21 protein-coding genes are annotated in these 23,040 nt (G+C 54.5%); 6 read left to right on the top strand and 15 right to left on the bottom strand.

From position 1 onward, the window contains the following. The first annotated feature begins 24 nt into the window (after positions 1-24). The gene (locus tag PS2015_RS15415; RefSeq protein ID WP_237113373.1) at positions 25-1,101 is read left to right on the top strand and encodes a HupE/UreJ family protein; all 1,077 of its coding nucleotides are present in this window, start codon (positions 25-27) and stop codon (positions 1,099-1,101) included. On the opposite strand, the gene PS2015_RS04140 is transcribed toward PS2015_RS15415, so the two are convergent. The 3 genes from PS2015_RS04140 to PS2015_RS04130 form a co-directional block, all read right to left on the bottom strand. Continuing rightward, complete coding sequence (locus PS2015_RS04140) at positions 1,010-3,256, bottom strand: anthranilate synthase component I (protein ID WP_237113371.1); 2,247 nt, start codon at positions 3,254-3,256, stop codon at positions 1,010-1,012. The two genes, PS2015_RS15415 and PS2015_RS04140, sit on opposite strands and share 92 nt — an antisense overlap. Positions 3,257-3,529: 273 nt before the next feature. Further along, positions 3,530-4,636, bottom strand: coding sequence for a pyridoxal phosphate-dependent aminotransferase (locus PS2015_RS04135; RefSeq protein ID WP_169792268.1), 1,107 nt, complete (start codon positions 4,634-4,636; stop codon positions 3,530-3,532). Positions 4,637-4,731: 95 nt separating this feature from the next. Next, positions 4,732-5,424, bottom strand: a complete 693-nt coding sequence (locus tag PS2015_RS04130; RefSeq protein WP_058021039.1) for an SDR family oxidoreductase — start codon at positions 5,422-5,424, stop codon at positions 4,732-4,734. 178 nt (positions 5,425-5,602) lie between these two features. Between PS2015_RS04130 and PS2015_RS04125 the strand changes: the two genes are divergently transcribed. Continuing rightward, positions 5,603-6,892, top strand: coding sequence for a serine hydrolase domain-containing protein (locus tag PS2015_RS04125; RefSeq protein ID WP_058021038.1), 1,290 nt, complete (start codon positions 5,603-5,605; stop codon positions 6,890-6,892). A gap of 44 nt (positions 6,893-6,936) precedes the next feature. Here PS2015_RS04125 and PS2015_RS04120 read toward each other — a convergent pair whose 3' ends face one another. After that, complete coding sequence (locus PS2015_RS04120) at positions 6,937-7,875, bottom strand: alpha/beta hydrolase (RefSeq protein WP_058021037.1); 939 nt, start codon at positions 7,873-7,875, stop codon at positions 6,937-6,939. A 146-nt stretch (positions 7,876-8,021) separates the two neighbouring features. Beyond that, on the bottom strand, positions 8,022-8,708 hold the full coding sequence (locus PS2015_RS04115; RefSeq protein WP_058021036.1) for a zinc metallopeptidase: 687 nt from the start codon (positions 8,706-8,708) through the stop codon (positions 8,022-8,024). 102 nt (positions 8,709-8,810) lie between these two features. Here PS2015_RS04115 and PS2015_RS04110 point away from each other — a divergent pair, with 102 nt between their 5' ends. Further along, the gene (locus PS2015_RS04110) at positions 8,811-9,038 is read left to right on the top strand and encodes a hypothetical protein (RefSeq protein WP_156412651.1); all 228 of its coding nucleotides are present in this window, start codon (positions 8,811-8,813) and stop codon (positions 9,036-9,038) included. A gap of 85 nt (positions 9,039-9,123) precedes the next feature. On the opposite strand, the gene PS2015_RS04105 is transcribed toward PS2015_RS04110, so the two are convergent. Together PS2015_RS04105 and PS2015_RS04100 are read right to left on the bottom strand one after the other, a co-directional pair. Beyond that, positions 9,124-10,269: an acyl-CoA dehydrogenase family protein gene (locus PS2015_RS04105; protein WP_058021034.1), complete on the bottom strand. Its 1,146-nt coding sequence runs from the start codon at positions 10,267-10,269 to the stop codon at positions 9,124-9,126. Positions 10,270-10,283: 14 nt separating this feature from the next. Beyond that, positions 10,284-11,534 (bottom strand): acyl-CoA dehydrogenase family protein, encoded by a 1,251-nt coding sequence (locus PS2015_RS04100; RefSeq protein WP_058021033.1) that lies wholly within the window; start codon positions 11,532-11,534, stop codon positions 10,284-10,286. Between the two features lie 412 nt (positions 11,535-11,946). Between PS2015_RS04100 and PS2015_RS04095 the strand changes: the two genes are divergently transcribed. Further along, positions 11,947-12,303, top strand: coding sequence for a helix-turn-helix domain-containing protein (locus PS2015_RS04095; RefSeq protein ID WP_058021032.1), 357 nt, complete (start codon positions 11,947-11,949; stop codon positions 12,301-12,303). A 155-nt stretch (positions 12,304-12,458) separates the two neighbouring features. Continuing rightward, positions 12,459-13,067 carry an Hsp20/alpha crystallin family protein gene (locus tag PS2015_RS04090; RefSeq protein WP_058021031.1) on the top strand — a complete coding sequence of 203 codons (609 nt, stop codon included), beginning with the start codon at positions 12,459-12,461 and terminating at the stop codon, positions 13,065-13,067. A 10-nt stretch (positions 13,068-13,077) separates the two neighbouring features. Here PS2015_RS04090 and PS2015_RS04085 read toward each other — a convergent pair whose 3' ends face one another. The 8 genes from PS2015_RS04085 to PS2015_RS04055 form a co-directional block, all read right to left on the bottom strand. Next, positions 13,078-14,037, bottom strand: coding sequence for a DMT family transporter (locus tag PS2015_RS04085; RefSeq protein ID WP_237113370.1), 960 nt, complete (start codon positions 14,035-14,037; stop codon positions 13,078-13,080). Between the two features lie 31 nt (positions 14,038-14,068). Then, entirely contained in the window at positions 14,069-14,221 is a 153-nt protein-coding gene (locus PS2015_RS15575; RefSeq protein WP_156412650.1) for a hypothetical protein, read from the bottom strand. A 443-nt stretch (positions 14,222-14,664) separates the two neighbouring features. Beyond that, positions 14,665-15,129 (bottom strand): hypothetical protein, encoded by a 465-nt coding sequence (locus PS2015_RS04080; protein WP_058021029.1) that lies wholly within the window; start codon positions 15,127-15,129, stop codon positions 14,665-14,667. Positions 15,130-15,193: 64 nt separating this feature from the next. Beyond that, complete coding sequence (locus PS2015_RS04075; protein WP_058021028.1) at positions 15,194-15,595, bottom strand: hypothetical protein; 402 nt, start codon at positions 15,593-15,595, stop codon at positions 15,194-15,196. Then, positions 15,588-16,862 (bottom strand): serine hydrolase domain-containing protein, encoded by a 1,275-nt coding sequence (locus PS2015_RS04070; protein WP_058021027.1) that lies wholly within the window; start codon positions 16,860-16,862, stop codon positions 15,588-15,590. The genes PS2015_RS04075 and PS2015_RS04070 overlap by 8 nt, the downstream gene beginning before the upstream one ends. Positions 16,863-16,931: 69 nt before the next feature. Next, the gene (locus PS2015_RS04065; protein ID WP_058021026.1) at positions 16,932-17,969 is read right to left on the bottom strand and encodes an alcohol dehydrogenase; all 1,038 of its coding nucleotides are present in this window, start codon (positions 17,967-17,969) and stop codon (positions 16,932-16,934) included. Positions 17,970-18,004: 35 nt separating this feature from the next. Beyond that, on the bottom strand, positions 18,005-20,107 hold the full coding sequence (locus PS2015_RS04060) for a 3-hydroxyacyl-CoA dehydrogenase NAD-binding domain-containing protein (RefSeq protein ID WP_058021025.1): 2,103 nt from the start codon (positions 20,105-20,107) through the stop codon (positions 18,005-18,007). Positions 20,108-20,158: 51 nt separating this feature from the next. Then, positions 20,159-21,373: a 3-oxoadipyl-CoA thiolase gene (locus PS2015_RS04055; RefSeq protein WP_058021024.1), complete on the bottom strand. Its 1,215-nt coding sequence runs from the start codon at positions 21,371-21,373 to the stop codon at positions 20,159-20,161. 161 nt (positions 21,374-21,534) lie between these two features. Here PS2015_RS04055 and PS2015_RS04050 point away from each other — a divergent pair, with 161 nt between their 5' ends. Beyond that, complete coding sequence (locus PS2015_RS04050) at positions 21,535-22,683, top strand: acyl-CoA dehydrogenase family protein (RefSeq protein WP_058021023.1); 1,149 nt, start codon at positions 21,535-21,537, stop codon at positions 22,681-22,683. The last annotated feature ends 357 nt before the right edge of the window (positions 22,684-23,040 follow it).

The raw sequence follows: 23,040 nt of genomic DNA, 5'->3' as shown, positions 1-23,040 counted from the left end.
GATACTGACCAGATCACAATGAAAATGACAAGAATAATCAAACTGTTGCTGATAACACTACTGACCGCTCCAGGCGCCCTGGCGCACGACATGACCGATATTGCCCGTGAACGCATGGCCTCCGGCGGTTATCTGGAAGTGATGTGGACCGGCGCGGAGCACATGCTTAGCGGATATGACCACCTGTTGTTTCTTCTGGGGGTCATGTTTTTTCTGACCCGGCTGATTGATATTCTGAAGTTTGTCACCGCCTTCACCCTGGGTCACACGCTGACGCTGATCTTTGCCACCTATGCGGGCATAACCGCCAACCACTACCTGATCGATGCAGTTATCGCCGTGACAGTCATGTACAAAGGCTTTGAAAACATCAATGGCTTTGAGCGCTGGCTGGGTTTCAGAGCCCCAAACCTGCTGTTGATGGTGTTTGCTTTCGGCCTTATCCACGGATTTGGTCTGTCAGCTCGCCTGCAGGAAGTCACCCTGGCGGACGACCCGGCATTGCTCGGCAAAATATTGCTGTTCAACGTCGGCGTGGAAGTTGGCCAGATAGTGGCCTTGTTGATCATGGCCGTGGCGATTCGTGCCTGGCAGCAGGTGCTGGTCTGGCCGCGTATTTCCGCATGGTGTAATGCCGGCCTGATCATCGCTGGCGCCATATTGCTGGTATTGCAGCTAAGCGGTTACGCCCGCGAGCAGGCCGCAAACAGCGGCGATCTGAGTATAACGGTGTTTTCTGACATCGAGCAGGCCATGGGTGTGGTGAGCCACCCGGATGACGGCGGGCTTGAGCAGTTGTCGGTTCAGGTCATTGCGCTGTCTTCAGGCCAGACACAGACCATAAACAGTGACGCCGATGGCTGGTTCAACTTTTCCGGCGCTGTCGGCGAACAATACCGGATCAGCGCCAGCAACGCACAGGGCGATCGGGCGACCACAGAATTGACCCTGGGTCAGGCGGCCGATGCTCACCAACATGAAGAGGGCATACACGTCCCCTTCTACGTGTTTATTGCCCTGTTGCTGCTGCTTTCAAGCCTGCTGGCGCGCAGGCTGCGGCCCACTGCATCACATTCTGCAGAATCCGCTCCCCTTGGCTGAGTCCGTTAAGTGTGTGGTTTTGCGACAGAATGGATTCGGGATGGAACTGCACAGCCATCCAGGACAGATGGCGGTGCCGGATGCTCATCAAACGCTGATCGGCATCATCAGTATAAGCGGTCGGCAGTAAATCAGCCGGAAGCTCTGTGCCAATCAGGGAGTGATAGCGGCCCGCCACGAATGACTTCAGACCGGCGTACAATTCGTCATCCGAATGCACGATACGGCTGGCCTTTCCATGCACCGGTTCGTTCATCTGCATCAGGCGACCGCCGCAATATTCCACCATCGCCTGTAACCCCAGACATACGCCAAACACTGGCACACCCGCCTGTTCGCATAATGCCAGAGTGGCCTGACAATCGAAGTCCCGTGGCAGCCCCGGACCCGGCGACAGGACCACCAGATCAAAAACCCGCTCAGCCAATAAGCGGCGTGCCTGAGCCGGGCGATAGGTTGCCAGCTCCGCGCCGTGCTGTCGCAGTCCTGCCGCCAGACTGTGCACAAACGAATCCTGATGATCGACCATCAGCACCCTCAGCGACGGCCTGGCAATGCACTTGGCTACCTCGCCATGAACAGGCCGGGCCGCCGGCGGCTGCAGCGCCTCCAACAGGGCTGAGGCCTTGAGCCGGGTTTCAGCTTCTTCCTGCTGCGGATCGGAATCGTGCAGCAGGGTCGCTCCGGCTCTGACATGGGCCTGCCCATCCAGCAGATGAATGGTGCGCAGCGTCAGTCCGGTGTCCAGACTGCCATCAAAACCGATGCTGCCAAAAGCACCTCCATACCAGCGGCGTGGTGACTTCTCGTGCTCTTCGATAAACTGCATGGCCGCGCGCTTGGGGGCGCCGGTAACGGTGACGGCCCAGGTGTGGCTCAAAAAGGCATCCAGAGCGTCGAATTCCGGTAACAGGCGCCCTTCAACATGATCAACGGTATGTATCAATTTTGAATAGAGTTCGACCTGACGCCTGCCAATCACTTTGACAGTACCTGGCACACAGACCCGGTTCTTGTCATTGCGATCGACGTCCGTGCACATGGACAATTCCGCTTCTTCTTTTGGGGAGTTCAGCAGTGTCCGGATCTGCTCCGCATCCTGAAGTGCATTGGCTCCACGCTTGATGGTGCCGGAAATCGGGCAGCTTTCCACACGATCGCCCGCCACGCGGACAAACATTTCCGGCGATGCCGCAATCAGAAACTCACCTGAGCCCAGATTCATCAGTGCCCCATAAGGCGCAGGATTGTTGCGGCGCAGGCGTTTATATATCGCGCTCGGTTGCTCACGGCAGGCCTGTGAGAACACTCTACCTGGCACAACCTCAAACAGTTCACCGCGCGCAAACTTCTCCCGGGCCTGTTTTATCACCGAGATATACTGCTCGGCACTGTGATCAGAAACCGGTAAGTCAGCATTGATCACACCCTCACATAGCGCTGCTGCCTGATATGTCGATAGCTGTTCCACCTGACGCCTCAGACCACCGGTCACCTGTTGATGACCTTGCTGATCGCGGCAGACAAACTCGTATCGATGCCGTTCGCCAGCACCGCTGAGCGGATCAATCGTCAGTATTTCATCGGGCAGATACAGCACCAGATCACGTTGATTGTCAGCGCGGGGCCGTCGCAACTGGCAGGCCTCAAACTGAAAAGCCAGATCATAGGCAAAGGCACCATAAAGCCCCAACAGCGCATCATCAGGACTGGCGAAATGTTTGACGATGATCCGGAGAATTCGCATCAGGCCGGGCTGGCGGGTACGTGTTTCCTCATTCTGATGATCCTGGTCAACCTGCGCCAGATCAGTCAGAACAAGCCTGGATTGATCTTCATTAAATTCACTTCGTAAATCCGCACATCCTGCGATTGCCAGTGCAAACTCAGGCAACATGATACGCCCACGTTGATTCAGGGCACACACGTCGAGTCGGCGATCTCGCCCGGTCAGTCGCACAGGCGGATTCACAAAGATCAGATCCTTACGGCGGTAGCGCCCGGGGTAATCGACGCCACAACTGAGCAGAATACCGGGCTGACTATCAAGTTGAGTCGTCAATTCGGCTAACGCCACGACGCCATCACAGGGCTGTACCTGGCGACTGACAGGCACACCTCCGGCACTGATATAGCGACTATGTTTTATGCTCACGAATACATCCTCCTGGATACAAGAGGCTGTCACCGCTCAGAGGGCTGACTTGAACTTTGCTGGGGAGAAATGAAACCGGGGGGATTATTTCAAGCATGACTCAGGCCGCCTTCCTGGTAGGGGGGCAGCCTGAAAACAAATTTACTGTTTGCTTTCCTGGCGGCCCGCGAAGCTAAACCACCAGAAATACACTGTCTGAATAATCATGAGCGCAATGATGCGCCCATCATTCTGTGCTGTCAAGCCATCAATCAGCCAACAACGGCATGGATATCAGGACAGATACAGTCGCTCGTAAACCTGCACAAGATATTCCATCTCTTCCGGCTTGGTGGTACTGATGCGGGCCCAGTCCCGGAAGGGCGGGAATGGCCGTCCGATCAATATGCCTGCATCACGCATAGCTTCGCTGACTTCAGCAATGTCTCGCCCGGTATGGATAAAGGTGAAATTGGCATGTGACTTGATATACGGAATATCATGTCGATCACACATTGCATTAATCATATCCAGCGATTTGCGGTTCTGTGCCAGAGTGTAATTCTGGAAATCCTGATCCAGGTAACTGGCGTGCGCCGCTTTGACGCCAACAATATTCAATTGTCCGGTCATCTTACTGTTCAGCTCGGCAATCAGATCCGGATGTGCATAGGCAAAACCAACTCTGAGCGCCGCCAGCCCATGAATCTTGGAGGCTGTCCGGGAAATAATAATATTTTTGTGCCCCGCCCTGATCAGATCCATCATCGACTCATAGGCCGGATCATCGACAAACTCATGGTAAGCCTCGTCAATAAATACCAGTCGATCCTGGGATACCTCGAGTACAAACTCACGCAGTGCGTTTTTCTCAATAAGGTTGGGAATCGGGTTATTAGGATTACAAAGATAAACCATGCCGGTTTCGGGCCGGATGGCTGCCTTGATAGCCGCCAGATCAGTTTCCATGGCGTCATTAACAGGCACACGAATCAGCTCGGTGCCCATGTTCTCGACATAGCTGATAAGACCGCCAAAGGTAGGATCAGGACAGACCACCGACTTACCGTTCAGACTGGCAAGCAGACCACCCACCCTGAGTATTTCACCCGAACCGGAACCGACCGCAATTGACTCGCGCGGCACATCTTCGATCCCGGATAGCAAATCCAGCAGATCGTTGGTCATGTTCATGTATTTATTGGCATCAACCAGAGCCTCATTGATCGCCTTGACGGCAACCGGCGAGGGCCCATAGGGATTTTCATTGCTGCTGGCCCGGATAATATAGTCGGGCCTGGCAATATCCGCCAATGCCATACGCATGCCGCCCGGCAATGTCTGCAACATGCCAGCACCCAACAGTGCCGCTCCGCCAAGTAGAATTCTGCGCCTGCTCATTACACCATTCATTTTTGCTCTCCGGTAAAAGGGCAGATATAAGTCACCAGAACTCGTTGATGCACTAAAGCAAGGCACAAAACCGGTGACGTGACCTACCAGGGAATACGTTTATTGTCATAGGCAATAAATGCGCCACTATCCACTGGTCTGGCTTGTTGTATCACAGAAAGCAGACCTTGCGCACTGGTTCTTGTATCAATCAATCCATTAGGTCCGCCCATGTCCGTGCGCACCCAACCCGGATGCAGGCTCAGCACGATAAACTGCTCTGGCTGCAGATCGATAGCCAGGCATTTGACGGCCTGATTCAAAGCGGATTTGGCGGTCCGGTAGATGTAGGAACCGCCACTGCCGTTATCTGCCACTGAGCCCATTTTGGAGCTCATAAAGGCGATGCGTTTATCGGCGCCCTGTCGCAGGTTGGGCATCAATTTCTGCGTCAATAGCACGGGCGCGACAGTATCTATATTGAACACAGTCAACCAGTCCTCTGCCGAGAGTTTTCCAAATGATGCATCTCTCGGACCGTATATACCCGCGTTGTTGATCAATACATCAACCGGACGGCCATCAAGCTGGCCCACCAGTGCGTCAAAACTGTCCGGATCACCCAGATCCAGCGCAGCCAGGGTCAGCCCCGGATTAGACGCCGCCAGCTCTGTGAGCGCAGGCACCGCCTGTGGGTCTCGAGCCGTTGCAATCACCTCATGACCCGCTGCCAGCGTCTGTCTGACCAGCTCCAGACCTATGCCCCGATTGGTGCCCGTAATTAAATAAACTGCCATTGTTATACTCCCCTGCTTAGATAGCACCAAAGCTACCATGACTAACCGGATCTTGTCAGGTTATCGCGCGCCAACGCACACTTGTCGCTACGCTGGCATCTTAGCTGTGTCGCACGGTAACTGTTTGATATACACTGCTGAACAGTTGTTCGAATCAGTTAGGGAGTCGAGGAAAGTCATGAAACTACAATTAAAATCACATTACCTGCTCAGTCTGCTGCTGAGCGCTCTGCTGGCCCTTAGTAGCCCGCTTTACGCCCAGGACCGCGACCTGGGCCAGGCCAGCCCGGAAAGTGTTGGCTTAAGTGAGGCCGGTATACGCGAACTGGCCGAAGGCATGCGCAACGCTGTTGATGAAGGCAATCTGGCCGGCATCGTCAGCACCCTGATACGTAAGGGCAAGGTTGTGCACATGGACGCCTATGGTTATCAGGATCTGGAAAATCAGGTGCCGGTTAACGAAGACACCCTGTTCCGTATTTTTTCCATGACCAAACCGGTCACCGGTGTGGCGCTGATGATGCTGCACGAAGAAGGCAAGTTCAGCCTGGACGATCCGGTTTCCCGTTACATTCCAGAACTGCAGGGCCTGCAGGTGGCCAAAGAGGACGGTCCGAACGGTATCCCGGTCACTGAACCGGCAACCCACGAAATGACCATCCGCGAACTGATGTCGCATACTGGCGGCCTGACTTACGGTATGTTCTCCCGCTCCCAGGTTGACTCCATGGTTGTCGCCGCCAACCTGCTGGATGACACCAGTACCCTTAAAGACATGATCGACAAGCTGGCGAAAATCCCGCTGCGCCAGCAGCCCGGTACCCTGTGGCACTACAGTGTTTCAGTAGATGTTCAGGGTTATCTGGTGGAAGTGCTGTCCGGCCAGACCTTCGAACAATTTCTGCATACACGCCTGTTTGAACCGCTGGGCATGAATGACACCGGATTCTCCGTGCCTGACAGCAAGCGCGACCGCTTCGCTAAAATGTACCAGTCCACACCGGATGGTCTGGTGGCACCCGGCGATAATCTGGGCGGTGAGTACCGACATCCGGCTAGCTTCTTCGGTGGCGGTGGCGGCCTGGTATCCACCATTGGCGACTACATGAAATTCACCCAGATGCTGGCCAACGGCGGCGAGCTGAACGGCGTGCGCATCCTGTCACCGGAGTCCGTACTGACTATGCGCAGTAATCAACTGCCGGCCGGCATGGCGGAGATTCCGGGCTATCCGGGGAACCAGTTTGGTGTGGACTTTGCCATTGTCACCGACCCGGCGCGTAACGACGGCATGAGCGAGGGCAGCTATTGGTGGTGGGGCATCGGCGGCACCTGGTTCTGGATCGATCCGGTGGAGGACCTGGTGTTTATTGGCATGATCCAGAACCGTAATCTGATGTATGCGCGGCAGTTGCAGGGCATCAGTAAGCGGCTGGTTTACTCTGCCATTACCGAGTCGAATAAGTAAGACTTCGTTCTTTTCATGAGCGGCCCGGGCAAGGGTGAGCATCATCACGCCCGGCCGCATCTTGTGGTTAAATCGGCGCACGGCACCCAGCTGCCGAATACATATCGCAAACCTCGCGAAGAAATTGCCGCTGGTACTGACATATGTGATTCATCCGGAAAAATGTGGCTATGAATGCGTAGCCCCGGAAAACTGCGCTGCCGCAACTGATTGACCAGCCTGGGTACCAGATCCGCCACCTCCGGCCAGCCATGCTCGTCATTCCACGAAATCACCTGTTCAACCTGCTCTCTTAGCACAATATTTTTCTCAGCGATCTTCAGCGCATCGGCACGCAAACTATCTTTGTTCTCCAGCGCGCCTGCACCAACAAACACACTGGCAGGCAAATCTTTGTGACAATCTGCATAGGATTGCTCCCATTGCCAGAATTCTTCCTGCCGCCACCAGATGGCCGGGCTACCGAGAATGTAGTTCTGGAAGGCGCCGGGCTCAGTAAGCAACACCCACACCCCGAACAGGCCGCCCAAGGAGACCCCCTGTAACGTGGAATTTTTGGGATCGACCGGATAACGGCGCTCGATCAGAGGCTTCAGCTCCTCCTGCAAAAACCGGAGAAAATCCGCGCCGCCTGCTTTTTCAGTAGCCCCCAGCGCCCTTATCTCTGCCTCGCCAGGATCGCTTGGTGCGTAATCTCTGTTCCTCCTGGCCATGGACTCCCACAGAGTCTCACCCGGATAACCGATACCAATAACAAAAGACGGAGGCATTTCACCGCCTTGTGTGAGCATACGCTGGGTCCCAGTCAAAGAAGCGAATGACGCATTGCCATCAAGCGTATAAATCACGGGATATCTGGCATTGCTATCAAAGCCTGGCGGTTTGCCGACAAAGATTCGCAAGATACCTTTGGTATGTTTTGATTCGATGTCAAAGTATTCGCATGAGAATAGACCGTTCATGGGGATGGTGGACTGTGTCATGTTGTCTTCCCGTCACTATGATTGGACGGCTGAGTATAGGGGCCTGGCATCAAAAATTGCAGTCTTATATTTTCGCGACTGCTTTCGTATAATAAGTAACATGAGAGGCGGAAAGCGTTCTGTCTCCAGAGAAAAGGTCGGCAGATTCAACGGCGCAGCACCATTAGCCAGCGACCGATATTGACCACGCTGGCGAGCGCGCCCGCGAAGTAGGTGAGTGCGGCGGCTTTGAGGACCTGGCGGGCGCTGTGGAGTTGTTTCTCCTGCAGGTACTCGCCTTCGGCGAGGATGGGCAGGGCTTTGTTAAAGCTGGCGTCCCACTCTTCCGGCAGGACAATCAGGTAAGCCATGGCACCGGCCAGTTGCAGCAGTACGCTCAGTCCGATGACAGTACCGATGGCAATGGGTGAACGCAGCACCAGCGCCGCGACGGGGACGGACCACATCAGTGCAATGCCCATGCGGTTCAGTTTGGCGGCCAATGGCATGTACTTCTTGCGCAGCTCAAAAATGGATTCCTGGCGGTGGAACTGGATGGCGTGACCTACTTCGTGGGCAGCGACTGCCACGGCGGTGACCGATCGGCCGTGATAGTTGCTGGGACTGAGCCGCACCATTTGCGCCTGAGGGTCAAAGTGATCACGGCCTTCTTCGGTTTCTTCCACCTGAATGCCATCCAGCTTGAAACGCTGAATCAGATGCCAGGCCAGCTCGCCGCCGGTGCCGGGCATATCGGGCACCTCGCGATGGTGTCGCTGCATAACAAACTTCACCCATAGCTGCGGTGCGAACACCAGCGCAGCGAGCAACAGGCCAAGCACTAAAAAAATCATGCAGAAATAACCTCGCCCGGCTTGATTTCGGGCAGCACTTTAATGATAATGATTCTCATTACGATAAAAGCCAATATCAGTTCTCAAATAAGAGAGGTTAGCATGTCAGGATATTTCATCTACGCCAGTGTTCACGATGGCAAACCACAGCTTCAGGTGGTGGATGCCGATTCCAGCGAGACCTGCCTGAACTGGTCAGGCAAGGAAGATCAGCCACAGCCCTCAGATCAGGACCTGCAGGAACTGTTCCGACGACTGCTGTTACTGAGCTGCCGCCAGAAGCTGAAAGCGCGCATCGCACAGGAAAAAGACAAGGGCGCCCGGCACTGAGCGCCTCTGTCAGCATTAATCCGTTGCGGTCCATCGCATTACATACAGACCGAGCCCCCAGCTCAGAAGCCTGATATAGCCTGGTTCAGAATCCCCGCAGGCGGGCATAACGATCCCGATGAAAACCGGCATCACCCAGAGTCTGTTGCGCCACCCTTGCACGCTTCAGGAAGAAGCCGATGTCAAATTCATCAGTCATACCAATGCCGCCGTGCATCTGTACTCCTTCATTGCTGACCAGTTCATACACCTCAGAAAGTTTGGCTTTGCACATACTGGCCAAGGCCGGGATGTCTTCGGCATCATCACCGCGATCCAGTTCGGCGAAAGCCTTACGCACCAGCGACTTACACAGCTCAATCTCCGAGTACATGATAGCCGCGCGATGCTGCAGAGCCTGGAAGGCGCCAATCTGCACGCCAAACTGGGTGCGCTGCTGCAGGTACTCGACGGTGCGCTCGAACACTTCCTGCACGCCGCCCAGCATCTCCGCCGCCAGACCGATGCGGCCGATATCCAGGGTCTGCTCCAATGCGCCACGCCCCTGACCTTCAGCCCCCAGTAGCGCACCTGCAGGCACCTTGACGTTGTCGAACTGCACATTACCAACATTGCGGCTGTCGACCATGTTCAATCGCTGAACGCTGATGCCCGGCGTCTTGGCATCGACTACAAACAGACTGATACCGTCGGCATCGTCGGCTGCACCGCTGCTACGAGCCACCACCACAAAGTGATCGGCAACATGGGCATCCAGTACAAACTGTTTGCTGCCGTTCAGCACGTAACCGTCGCCGGATTTTTCGGCTGTCATGGCGATACGCGATGGATTGTGCAAAGCACCTTCTTCCAGCGCAAAGGCCAGCACTGTTTCACCGCCTGCCACTTTCGGCAACAGCTCAGCTTTCTGAGCTTCTGTGCCAGCCAGATTGATGGCGGTCGCACTGAGCAGCACAGTGGAAATCAGCGGCGTCGGTACCAGGGTTCGTCCAGTCTCTTCCAGCACAATACCCAGACCCGAATAACCAAACTCAAAACCACCAAAGGCTTCAGGTATGGCCATACCGGCCCATCCCAGACCCACCATGGCCTGCCACAGCTCATCCGAATAGCCGCGCGCATCCTGACTGTCGCGCAGTTGCCGTAGCACCGTCACCGGCGCTTTTTCGCGACAGAAATCGCGCGCCGATTCCTGCAGCATCACCTGATCTTCATTTAATACCAATGACATGAGTGAGTCCTCCCTTACTTCTTGCTACTGGTGTTGGCGACCATGGAGGTCATGTCCGGCAGCCCTAGCACTCGTTTGGCAATCACATTAAGCTGTACCTCGTAGGTACCGCCTTCAATGGAATTACCCTTGGAGCGCAACCACTGCCGCGTGGTATCGAGTTCCCTGGCGTCGAAGTCACTGCCATCATCAGTGAGCGACTCCCAACCCAGCGCCTGGGTGCCTGCTGCCTTCAATGCCAGTTCGTAGCGGCGCTTGTTCAGCTCACAACCGTAATTCTTCAGCATGGAGGATGTGGCATTTGGCCCCTTACTCTGCTTGGCCTCTTGCGCTGAGCGCTGCGAGGTCAGCGAGAAAGCTTCGCTGTCGATCATGAACTGGGCAATCTGATCGCGCAGCGCCGGATCTGACAGTTTGTCGGTATCACCCCGATAGTGCATGGCCGTCTGAGGCAGCGCGTCGGCCAGACCGCCCCGATTATTGCGCCCGCTGCTCAGGCCGAAGCCGGAGATCATGGTGCGCTCGTGCTGCAGCAGTCGCTTGGCGATGGTCCAGCCATCATTCAAACGACCCACCACATTGCCTGCGGGCACACGCACGTTATCGAAAAAAGTTTCGCAAAACACCGAGTTGCCACTGATCAATTTGATGGGTTTGGTAGTGACTCCGGGCGACGCCATATCAAACAGGATAAAACTGATACCGCTATGTTTGGGCGCCTCAAAATCGGTGCGCACCAGACAGAATATCCAGTCGGCCTTGTCGGCATAAGAGGTCCAGATCTTGGAGCCGTTGATGACGTACTCGTCGCCATCCAGGATGGCCTTTGTGCCCAGGCCGGCCAGATCAGACCCGGCACCCGGCTCACTGTAACCCTGACACCAGCGAATCTCGCCCCGCACAATCTTCGGAATATGCTCCAGCTTCTGCTCGTGGGTGGCCATCTCCAGCAGCACCGGCCCCAGCATGCTGATGCCAAAGCTGACCAGTGGCGGACGCGCTTTGATACGCTGCATCTCTTCTGCCAGCACCATACTCTCCGCCTTGCTCAGACCGCCCCCGCCGTATTCGGCCGGCCAGGTGGGTGTGGTCCAACCTTTATCAGCCATGCGCTCCAGCCAGATTTTGCTGTCGGGGTTTTTGAAAACAGCGTTGCGGCCACCCCAGACCACTTCATCTTCGGGCATGGGCGTGCGCATCGAGGCCGGGCAGTTTTCCTCCAGCCAGGCGCGGGTTTCCGCGCGGAAAGTTTCCAGATCCTGCAAGGGGCACCTCCAATAAGTAAGTCTTGATCACCGCCAAGAGTGTAGCAAGTCAAATCAGTTAAATCAGCAGCATCTATGTCAGTGTGGACTGAGATTCACAAGCGTTATTGCAAGTAAAATCCACTAAATGAGCATTAAATTACTCATAAATTATCATAATATTAATTTTTGAGTCTTATTCTGCTCAATAATTAACATATCGACAATTTATGAGCATTATATTGCGCACAAGTACAGGAGAAGTCATGAAGCTGACCATTCAAACCCATCTGGGAGGAATCTGGCACGACGCAGCCTTGCTGTCTCTGCATGATCTACTGCGCGATTGAGGCGTCAGCGATCGTCTGCTCAACATGCCAACATTCGGATTTCAGACACTCGACAATCGCCTGAAGAAGTGGGGATTACTGCCATGAAAAAACTCGACCTGTCTGCCACTGGTCGTGAAGATTTCTTGCGCGAACAGCTCCTGTTAAATCTGACGGGAACAATCTCCGAGGGAGAACTACTGAAACGCTTGCGCAAAGGCCTGCTTGGCATGAGCCAGTCAGACTTCTGCAAGCTGGCCGGCATCAGTCGTCGCTCACTTTCTGACATCGAGAACAACAGGGGCCCATCAACTACCGCCACTCTGAATGCTGCTTTCGGTATCTTTGGTCTGCGCCTGAGCCTGCTGCCCATGAATGCAGAGCTGACCAAGCTGGTGTGTGCGGATTTTCAGACCTTGGATGGGTTGCCGTTTCATATCAAGCGGTTCAGGCAGGAGTAGCTGGAGACCCAGTGGATCATCCCCACTTCCGCGGGGAACACGCGCCCCGGCCGAAGGGAGCTAAAGCCTGCCGACTCTATAACAACCCACAATACTTGAAATTCCGCCAAAAGCCCCTATCTGAATCATCGGATTTCTTCAGGAGGGTGACGCCCATGAACAAAACCATCTTGTATTCACTGGCTGCCGGGCTGGGTCTCTGCCTGACACTCATCGCCTGGCTGGCCTGGTCAAACTGGCAGCTGCAACAGCAGGTCGCAACGCTCAGCGACAACAATGTTGAACCTGAACCAGATTGGCTGCAGCGCCTGGCACCCGCTACCCCGCAAAACCAAGCCCCGGCCAACCTATGGGATCCTGGCTGGGATCCTTTTGCTGAGCTCGACCGCATGCAGCAGCAAATGGACCACATGATGCAGAGCAGTCTGTTTAACATGGGTGCAGGCATGCGCGGCAGTCAGTTCAACTTCCAAAGCGCGCAGCCAGACTTCAGGGTTGAAGAGGACGACGACGCCTACTACGTTCACATCACAGTCCCGGAAGGAAGCGAACTTGAACTGAGCTCTCAGCTTGACGGTCAGACATTAACCGTCAGCGGTACGGTCACGTCCTCGCAGAACAATTCAGCTAACGGCATGACCCGAAATTTCCGCCGCAGCAGTCAGTTCACACGCCAGATACCTCTGGGCAAACCGGTGGATAGTTTGGCCATGAGCACCGAGTCTGATGGGCAGCGGGTGTTGATTACATTGCCCAAAGCATGATGACGGGCAGTTAACGCAATCGGCTGCGCACCAGGCGTGGCAAACGACCGTCAATAAACGTGAGGCCCAGAAAAATCACCAGCATGCCGGTCAGATGCGATAGCAGAATCACTTCCTGAAGAATAACAGTCCCCAGCACAATGGCCGAAACCGGGGCGATCAGTGTAGTAGTCGAAAAGTTGGTCGCTCCCACCAATGGCAGCAACCGGTACATAATCTGAAAGGTAAATGCCGTTGAGATGAGGCCGATGGCCAGCGCCGCCAGCCAAGTGCCCGGCAAGGTCATCGCGGGCAGGCCTTCACCGATAAATGCGACCGGCAGCGATGTCACCGCAGCACCGGTCAATGCGATCGACGTTAATGCTGTCGGTTCCACATCACGAAAACTGCGCGCCACATTCAATGCCAGCGCGTAACACAGTGTGGCGAGAAGACAGGCACCAATCGCCCATAATCGCGTCTCACCGCCGCCTTTCAGTGCCGGCAAAGCCAATATGGTCACGCCGGCAAAACCAGCCACCACACCTGCCGCTTTGGTAGCGGTAATGCGTTCACCGTTCACCCAGAAGTGCGCAACAATGACCGTGACAATGGGTGTCAGTGCATTGACGATAGCTGCCACACCGCTTGCCAGACTGGCCTGCGCCATCGGAAACAGGGCAAAGGGTATGGCGTAGTTCAAAACACCGAGCATACCCAGCTTCAGCCACAACACCGGGTCTCGTGGCACCGATTTACGCATCACAAATAAAAACAGCCAGCACCCCAGCGCGCCAATGCTCACCCGCAATGCTGTCACCCACAGCGGCCCGACTTCTCTAATCAATAGAGCATTGAAAATAAAAGAGCCGCCCCAGACTGTGCCCAGAAACACAATCCAGAACCATTCGCGCGCTGTCATGATGGTTGTCCGATAAAGAAAAACGGGCGCATTATGCGCCCGATTGGGGTGGGTTTCCAGTAATCGCAAGTTTGGGTGTACTCCCCCAAAAAACCACACTCTACTGAAAGTCCGATTTATCTTCTTTACGCTTATGAATCCAGCGATATTCAACCCAAGTCCCGACTGTGATTGCTACCAGCAGAACCCAGACCGAGACTCCAGCCAAATATGCAGCGATAGCAATCAAACCTACAGCGATTGTTCCTGCCATGATGAGCATTCCTGATATCAGAATTAAATTGGCAATGCAGAGTTCACACTGCTATAAAAATGATATTAGTAGCACATAGAAAACAGTACTCTTTGATCCATAGCTAGAACGCATCGTAGCAAGGTGAAATCATTGTTCGCACTCAGTGACATAATATCTACTTATAGCCCAGCTGTTAATGGCATTCTTACTGCCGGGCTGGCTACAATCGTTATCCCCCGATATCTGCGAGAACCAATTACTGGCCGGTTCATTGGTTTCAAAGATAGCGCACTTATTTACATTTTTATCAGCTGGTACTTTTTTTCCTTTACCATGGTTGTGCCGAATTTTGGTTTCTCACTTGAATCCGTGTTTCGAACCTTAGCAGCAACATGTGCCCCCTTTGCAGGAGCATTAGTATTAGTCTGGTTGAGCGACAGGTTTCGATGGGATATCACCAATCAGATTCGAAATAAGTAGCGTTTTCGCAAATAAATACTCGCTGGAATTGAGAATATTACAGCCAAGACTACGAATGAAATTATGACTGACGGAGTACCCGAATCAACAAAAAACTGTTTACCCAAGAAGGAATATTCATAGCCAACATAAATCAAAAAGCTGTTTATCGCCGAGATCGCCTTCATACCCAAGAAGACTAGCGGCGTGCATAACAAAGCCATCCAGCCGGAATTAACCAGTGATGCTGCCCTTTTGTGATCGCTCTCCATTTTATAAATCATCGCGGTAGAGACAACAACCATCATGATGTTCACCGGCTCAAATAAATAACTCAATAGATCCTTGTCAACATAAAAGTGACTTCCCTCACTTTGAATCAATAGTGCGTAGTTCAGGCCCGCATCAATGAAGTGCAGGAGTGCAAATACCGAAAAGTAAGTCAGGGCAAATAATCGAGCGCCCATTTCACTTCCCCCTCTGGTCATCAAGCACTGGCAGCCTAAACCGCCAGCACTTTGTCATTAACAATCAGCTCTGATCTACGACATGCTGCACAGCAGCAAATGCAGAACCACCAACAATACCCTGAGCCGCCCAAACTGCAGTTGTTCGTACCGCTGTGTTCCCGGCAAGCAATCCAACTCCATAAACAACAGCCTGGATAGCAGGAATGAAACCACCACCAACCATTTCTATTTCGGTACAATCAAGCTCTCTCATGATCAAACTCCCTTTTGATTTATAAAGACAAACTGAGCAGCACAGCGCGAATAAGTATCGTTCGTGCAATGCATACCCTAAAGAGTTATAGATGAGAAAATCAGGAGTTTCAGATTTTTTTACAAAAAATCGTAAAATCGCAAAATCAAATAGCGAGTGCCACCGCCACACAAATTGCAGGGCGGCGGCCGTATGAACTTTATCAATCAATAATCGCCTGATTCACCACATTGTGGAATCCTTCCCGGATTTTAATGTGTGAGTAAGGTCGCACCTGCGTCAGGATGATGGCCACCAGCTCTTCTTCAGGATCTATCCAGAACAGCGTACCGAAGGCACCTCCCCACGAGACGGAACCTTCACTGTCAGAGGTATGTGCGACTGCACGATCCAGAACCACGGAATAACCCAGGCCAAAACCCATTCCGGGACCGCTGAGCCACAGTGGCAGATCACCGGTATGATTGGCGAAAATCAGCTCAACCGTTTTGGATCCAAGCAAACGCACACCGTCCAGCTCGCCACCGTTAAGCATCATTTGCTGAAAGCGGATGTAATCGTGCGCCGTGGACACCAGACCACCGGAGCCAGAAAAGAAATTGCGCGGTTCTGCGACGTAATTGCTGCGCTCATCACCCACCTCAGTCAGGCGTATACGATTTTCATTGCTGGCATCGGGTCCGTACAGAGAGGCAAAACGGTTCACCTTATCGCGCGGCAGATAAAAATGCGTGTCGCGCATCTGCAGGGGCTCAAAAATTCGCTCGCGGAAAAATGTATCCAGATCCTGTCCGGAAATCACCTCAACCAGCCTGCCGACCACACTGGTAGCCTGTGAATACTCCCAGCGGGTACCGGGCTCATAACGTAGCGGCAGAGTCGCCAGGCGCTCTGTCCAGCTGGCCAGGTTTTCCTCACCGCGCACGGCGGCGACTTCCGAATAACGCTGAATATCGCCGCGATAGCTGTTCATCAGTCCGGCGGTGTGGGTGAGGATATGCGTGAATGTGATGGGATTCTGTGCAGGCTCCAGACGAGTCGTGCCGTCGGCATTTTCGATCTCGATCATCATATTGCTGAACTCGGGCAGCCAGTCTGAGATCGGATCATCGAGCTGAAACCAGCCTTCCTCATACAGCATCATCAGCGCGACTGAGGCTATCGGCTTGGTCATGGACGCCATGCGGAAAATGGTGTCGGTGGTCATGGGCTGATTGCGTTCAACGTCTTTCATGCCCTGAGCACTGAAATGCACCACCCGGCCTTGGCGGGCAACCAGCGTGACAGTACCCGCCACCAGCTCATCATCAATATAGCGCTGAGTAAAATCGTCAATCCGCTGCAAACGTTCAGATGACATGCCAACGCTCTCCGGCGTTGCCATAGGCAAGCCGGAAAGCGGTGTCTGAGCGATAGCAGAGGAAATACCTGCCAACAATGCAGCAGCAATAAACGTTCGGGAAACCAGCCTACGCATCCATACCTCCAGTTATTCTTGTACAGGCAAACAAGAGATCAGTGTAGGCCAGAACCTCCCGGGAGACAATCAGGACCGCAGCACAACCCGGCCCTGCACCTTGCCTGCCTTCAGGTCCGCCAAAGCCTGGGTAACCTGATCCAGGGGTCGCTCTTCAATACGTATGGGCGCAATCTTGCCGGCCCGCACAAGCTCCATTAACTCGCCCATTTCCTGCAGGCTGCCCACGTAAGTACCCTGGATAATCCGAGCACTCATGGGGATAAACGGCAGCGGCACATTCAGAGCGCCACCGTACAGGCCGACGATAATGATCTTGCCGCCCTTGCGCAGGCAACCCATACCAAAATTGACTGATGCCTCTGCACCGACAAAGTCAATAGCAGCGTAAGCACCGCCATTTGTCATCTGCTTAATGGCTTTGACCGAGGCTTTATCGCCGGAATTAAAAACCGCTTTGGCACCCAGCTCTTTGGCGGCAGCCAGTTTGGCTTCATCAATATCCACCACAATTGGCTGAATTCCCTGCGCCAAAGCTATCTGTAACGCCATCATGCCGACGCCGCCGGCACCGATCAGCACCACTTCGTCGCCCTCAGTGAGCGGACCGACTTTTTTCAGCGCGCTGTAGGCAGTCAGACCGGAACAGGCATATGTAGAAGCCAGCGAGTCAGACACATCCCCTTTGTCAAACAGGTAACGTGGATGCGGCACCATGACATGATCGGCAAAACCACCGGGCGCTACGGTACCCAGACCACGTCCGGGTGTGCACAAATGTTCTTCGCCGCGACGACAGCTGGGGCAATCACCACAGCCGATCCAGGGATACACAACACGGCGGTCACCCACCTTCACGCCTTCAGCATCCGGGCCAACGGCAACAACTTCACCGAAAATCTCGTGACCCAAAACAGCGCCAGGTCGCCCAACCTCCAGTTTTTTACCGTGCCCCAGATCAAACTCGCCGTCATGCAGGTGAATATCTGAGTGACACACGCCACAGGCAACCATTTTCACCAGCACCTCAGTCCCTTGAGGCGCCGGCGTCTGTGCTTCTACTTTCTGCAGCGGCGCACCCGGCGCCGCAGTCTGATAGGAAATCATGTCTTCTCCTTGAGTGAGTCCGTATGGTCAGCGCCTCAGCCGTTTTCTTTGGCCCAGTCAGCAAAGGTCTTGCCTTCTTTGGCCAGTTTCTCAAGCAACGGCGCCGGCTGCCAGAAATCCGCACCCAGTGTGTCGCGGAATTCGCAGATGCGATCATAGACTTTCTGCAGTCCCACCTGGTCGGCATAGAACATGGGACCACCCTTAGCGACCGGGAAACCGTAACCATACAGGTATACGATGTCGATATCCCCGGGACGCTGGGCAATGCCCTCTTCCAGGATCAGTGCCCCCTCATTGATCAGCGGGAAGAACAATCGATCAACAATTTCCTCTTCACTGATGTCGCGCTGGGTAATACCCAGCTCTTTGGCTTTATCCTTGATGAGCTGCTCAACTTCAGGATCGGCCTGACGGGCACGAGTCGCCGGATCGTATTTGTAATACCCGGCACCAGACTTCTGACCCAGACGTCCGGACTCGACCAGCGCGTCAGCAATAATGCAGGTACGTGGATCGGGTTTCTCTGCCAGCGCCTGACGGGCCTTGTAACCAATATCCAGGCCAGCCAGGTCGCCTACCGCCAGCGGCCCCATCGCCATACCAAACTTTTCAGCGACCGAATCCACCTGTGTCGGTGTTGCGCCGTCCAGCAATAACATGTGTGCCTGACGACCATAACCAGTCAGCATGCGGTTGCCGATAAAGCCGTAGCACACGCGTGACAACGCGCACACTTTGCCAATCTTCTTGCCAAGCTGCATTACAGTAGACAGCACATCATCGGCAGTCTTATCACCACGCACGACTTCCAGCAACTTCATCACGTTAGCCGGACTGAAGAAGTGCATACCGACCACATCCTGAGGACGTTTGGTGGCTTCGGCAATCATGTTCACATCCTGGTAGGACGTGTTGGTCGCCAGAATGGCACCCTGTTTGACTGTGGCATCGAGCTTGGTGAACACTTCTTTTTTGATATCTGGATTTTCGAATACCGCTTCAATGACCAGATCTACGTCTTTTATATCGTCATACGAGGTAGTACCCGTGATCAGAGCCAGGCGCTTTGCCATGTCGGCTTCTGAGAGCTTGCCCTTTTTGACGGTGATGCTGTAATTCTTCTGAATAACGCCAAGTCCGCGATCCAGCGCCTCCTGGTTCAGTTCTACCAGCTGTACAGGAATACCGACGTTGGCAAAACACATGGCGATACCACCGCCCATGGTGCCACTGCCAATAATGGCCACTTTTTTGATGTCACGTACAGGTGTATCTTTCGGCAAGCCCTTGATCTTGGCTGCTTCACGTTCAGCAAAAAACGCATGTCGCATGGCTTTGGACTGGGGCGAAGTGATCAGCTCTGAGAACAGCTTGCGCTCCACTTCCAGGCCTTCATCCATAGGCAGGTTTACCGCCGCTTCAACACAGGAAATGATTCGATCCTGCGCGATCTGGCCGCGCGCGCGTTTGGCGACCTGCTTGCGGTAATTGTCAAAGAAGCCCGGCTCGATGCTGGCCGGATCAATGGTGATATCGCGAACTCGATTATGCAGAGCGCCGGATTCGACCAGTTCTCGAGCGTAGGCAATGGCTTCAGCCTGCAGATCCTGGCCTGCCAGCACTTCGTCAATCAGCCCCATGTCATTGGCCTGTGCAGCAGGAACCGGATTACCGGAAGTAATCATTTCCAGAGCCGCTTTAACACCGGCAATGCGTGGCACACGCTGTGTGCCACCGGCGCCGGGCAACAGACCCAGTTTGACTTCCGGCAGACCCACTTTTGCAGACGGCACCGCACAACGGTAATTACAGGCCAGTGCAGTCTCGAATCCACCACCCAGTGCTGTGCCGTGAATCGCAGCAATCACCAGTTTGGAAGAGCTCTCAAGCACTGCCAGCATCGCCGGCAGTGACGGCTCCATTGGCGGCTTACCGAACTCAGTAATGTCGGCACCGGCTATAAACGTGCGACCTTCGCACATCAGCACAATCGCTTCCGATTCATCCTTCTGGGCGGCCTGAACCGCATTCAGAATGCCCTCGCGCACAGCTTGGGACAGTGCGTTAACGGGTGGGCTGTTGACCTTGATGACACCAACATTATTGATCACTTCGTAACTGACAACACTAGACATGAGTGAATCCCTTACTTGTTTAATTTGTGAAAAGAAAAGTTTGACTGATCGTTAATCCAGCCGTTCGATGACGGCGGCAACACCCTGACCGATACCAATACAAAGACTGATGACGGCGTATTTGCCCCCAGTACGCTCAAGCTGACGCAGGGTTGTGATTGCTATGCGCGCACCGGAGGCACCCAGCGGATGCCCCACAGCGATAGCTCCACCGTTGGGGTTTACGCGCGGATCGTTGAAATCGACCTCCAGCATCTTCAGACAACCCAGCACCTGGGTCGCGAAGGCTTCGTTGATCTCTATGACATCCATATCTTTCAGGCTGAGACCTGCACGTTGCAGGGCCTTGCGAATTGCAAACACCGGACCCAATCCCATGACGCGCGGCTCAACACCGGCGATGGCTCCGGAAATAATGCGGGCACGTGGTTTCACCCCGTATTTTTCACCAACAGCCCGGTCGCCTATAATCAGAGCAGCCGCACCATCGTTGATGCCGGATGCATTACCGGCCGTCACGACGCCGCCTTCAAACAGCGGACGCAATCCGCTCAGTGCTTCTATAGTCGATTGCGGACGCGGATGCTCGTCGGCATCGACAATCAATGGCGGTTTCTTGCGGCCCTGCGGCACCTCGGTCGGGATAATTTCCTCAGCAAAAAAGCCGGCTGCGCGTGCTGCCTCATATTTAGCCTGCGATGCTGCAGCAAAGGTATCACTTTCCTCTCTGCTGATATTCAGATCGCTGGCGATGTTATCGGCCGTTTGCGGCATGGTATCGTCGCCAAAATTTTTGGAAATCAGCGGATTGGTGAACCGCGCACCCAGGGTGCTGTCGGCAATCTGCTGACCACGATCAAAAGCACTCTGCGCCTTTGACAGAATCAAGGGGGCCCGGCTCATGGACTCCACACCACCGGCAACAAACAGAGATCCCTCGCCTGTTTTTACACCCCGACTGGCGTCGAGCACAGCAGCCAGACCTGAACCACAAAGCCTGTTAACGGTCAAACCGCCGACCGTTGTCGGCATGCCGGCCAGAAGCGCGGCAAAGCGCCCGACGTTGCGGCAATCTTCACCGGCCTGGTTGGTGTTACCCATGATGACATCTTCATAAGCATCCGGGCTGAAGACATTGCGACCCACTACCGTGCGGATCACATGCGCCAGCAGGTCATCAGGACGCAGAGGCGACAATGCACCGCCATGGCGGCCAAACGCCGAACGGGCGCCATCATAGATGAAGGCTTCGTGTAATTGACTCATAGAAATATTCTCTTGTTCCCCATAACATACAGAATTTGCAGGCTGGCAATGGTAGCACAAGCAAACCTGAGCGTGCAGATCGACTCCGGGAGCCGTTCGGGGTATTATGTCGAACTTTCGTTCGATGAATAAAGCACTGCTTTTACTTACAGAGGTTACGCATGATCCGAGACCAGGAAACCCTCAATCAACTGATTGATATCGTTGAGCGTTTTGTCCGTGACAGATTGATTCCGATTGAGCAGGAAGTGGCCGAAAACTACAAAGTTCCGGATGAAATCATCCAGGAAATGAAGGAGCTTGGCCTGTTTGGCATGACCATTCCGGAAGAGTACGGCGGTCTGGGTCTGACCATGGAAGAAGAGATTTACGTCGCGTTTGCACTGGGCCGCACCTCCCCCGCATTCCGCTCCATTCTGGGCACCAACAATGGCATTGGGTCAGCAGCAGTCGTCTTTGATGGCACTGAAGAGCAAAAGCAAAAATTCCTGCCCAAGTACGCCAGCGGCGAATGGGTTGGCTGTTTCTGCCTGACCGAACCGGATGTCGGATCTGATGCCGGTTCCCTGAAAACCACAGCCGTGCGTGACGGCGACCACTATATTATCAACGGTACCAAGCGTTACATCACCAATGGTCCGGTGGCAGACACCTTTAACGTGATGGCCCGCACCAATCCCGATATTAAGGGTGCGCGGGGTATTTCAGCGTTTATCGTCGAAAAAGGCACACCCGGCATTACCCTGGGCGCCATCGACAAAAAGATGGGCCAGGCCGGCTCACTGACCTGCGATGTGATTTTTGAAGATTGCCGTGTGCCGGCAGAAAACCTGATAGGCGCCGAAGGCGAAGGTTTCATTACGGCCATGAAAGTACTGGACCGGGGCCGCCTGCACATCGCCGGTTTCAGCGTAGGCATCGCGGATCGTCTGATCGACGATGCACTTAAGTACGCCATAGAGCGCAAGCAATTTGGTAAACCCATTGCTGAGCATCAACTGATCCAGGCCATGCTGGCCGACTCCAAAACAGAGTCTTATGCGGCTCGCTGCATGGTTCTGGACGCAGCCCGCAAGCGCGACGAAGGGTTGAACATCAGCACCGAGTCCGCCGCCTGCAAACTGTTCGCGACTGAGATGGTGGGCCGCGTGGCTGACCGCGCCGTACAAATCCACGGCGGCGCCGGATACATCTCCGAGTACGCCGTTGAACGCTTCTACCGCGACGTGCGCCTGTTCCGTCTCTACGAAGGCACCAGCCAGATCCAGCAGATCATCATCGCCCGCAACATGATCCGCGAGGCTCAGTAGTTCTATTGACCCCGGGCAGGGACGCCCGTGCTTGGCACAAACCGGCAGGAGGCAGTATGCAGGAGCAGACCGGCAGCATATTTTCCCCGGCCTCCCGGCAGGGGGGAACTCGACCTCGCAGCAAGCTGCTCGGGACTCGGACAGTCCCGCCCGCTTTTCGGGAGGCCGGAAAAAATATAAGCGCTGCCTGAATGGTCTGCTCCTGCATACTGCCTCCTGCCTGAAAGGTTTGCGCCAACCACGGACCTCCCCGCCCTCAATGCCACGCTGCAGCAACGCTCCCCTCGCAGACTTTCCTTGAAAGCAACCGGAACACGCCCGCAGAGTGGCACAAGGGCCGGGTGGCGGGTCGCAGAA

The sequence above is a fragment of the Pseudohongiella spirulinae genome, assembly GCF_001444425.1.
Taxonomy (GTDB): domain Bacteria; phylum Pseudomonadota; class Gammaproteobacteria; order Pseudomonadales; family Pseudohongiellaceae; genus Pseudohongiella; species Pseudohongiella spirulinae.
Note: the sequence above shows the minus strand (reverse complement) of the source record. Positions and strands in the feature narration are given on the sequence as shown.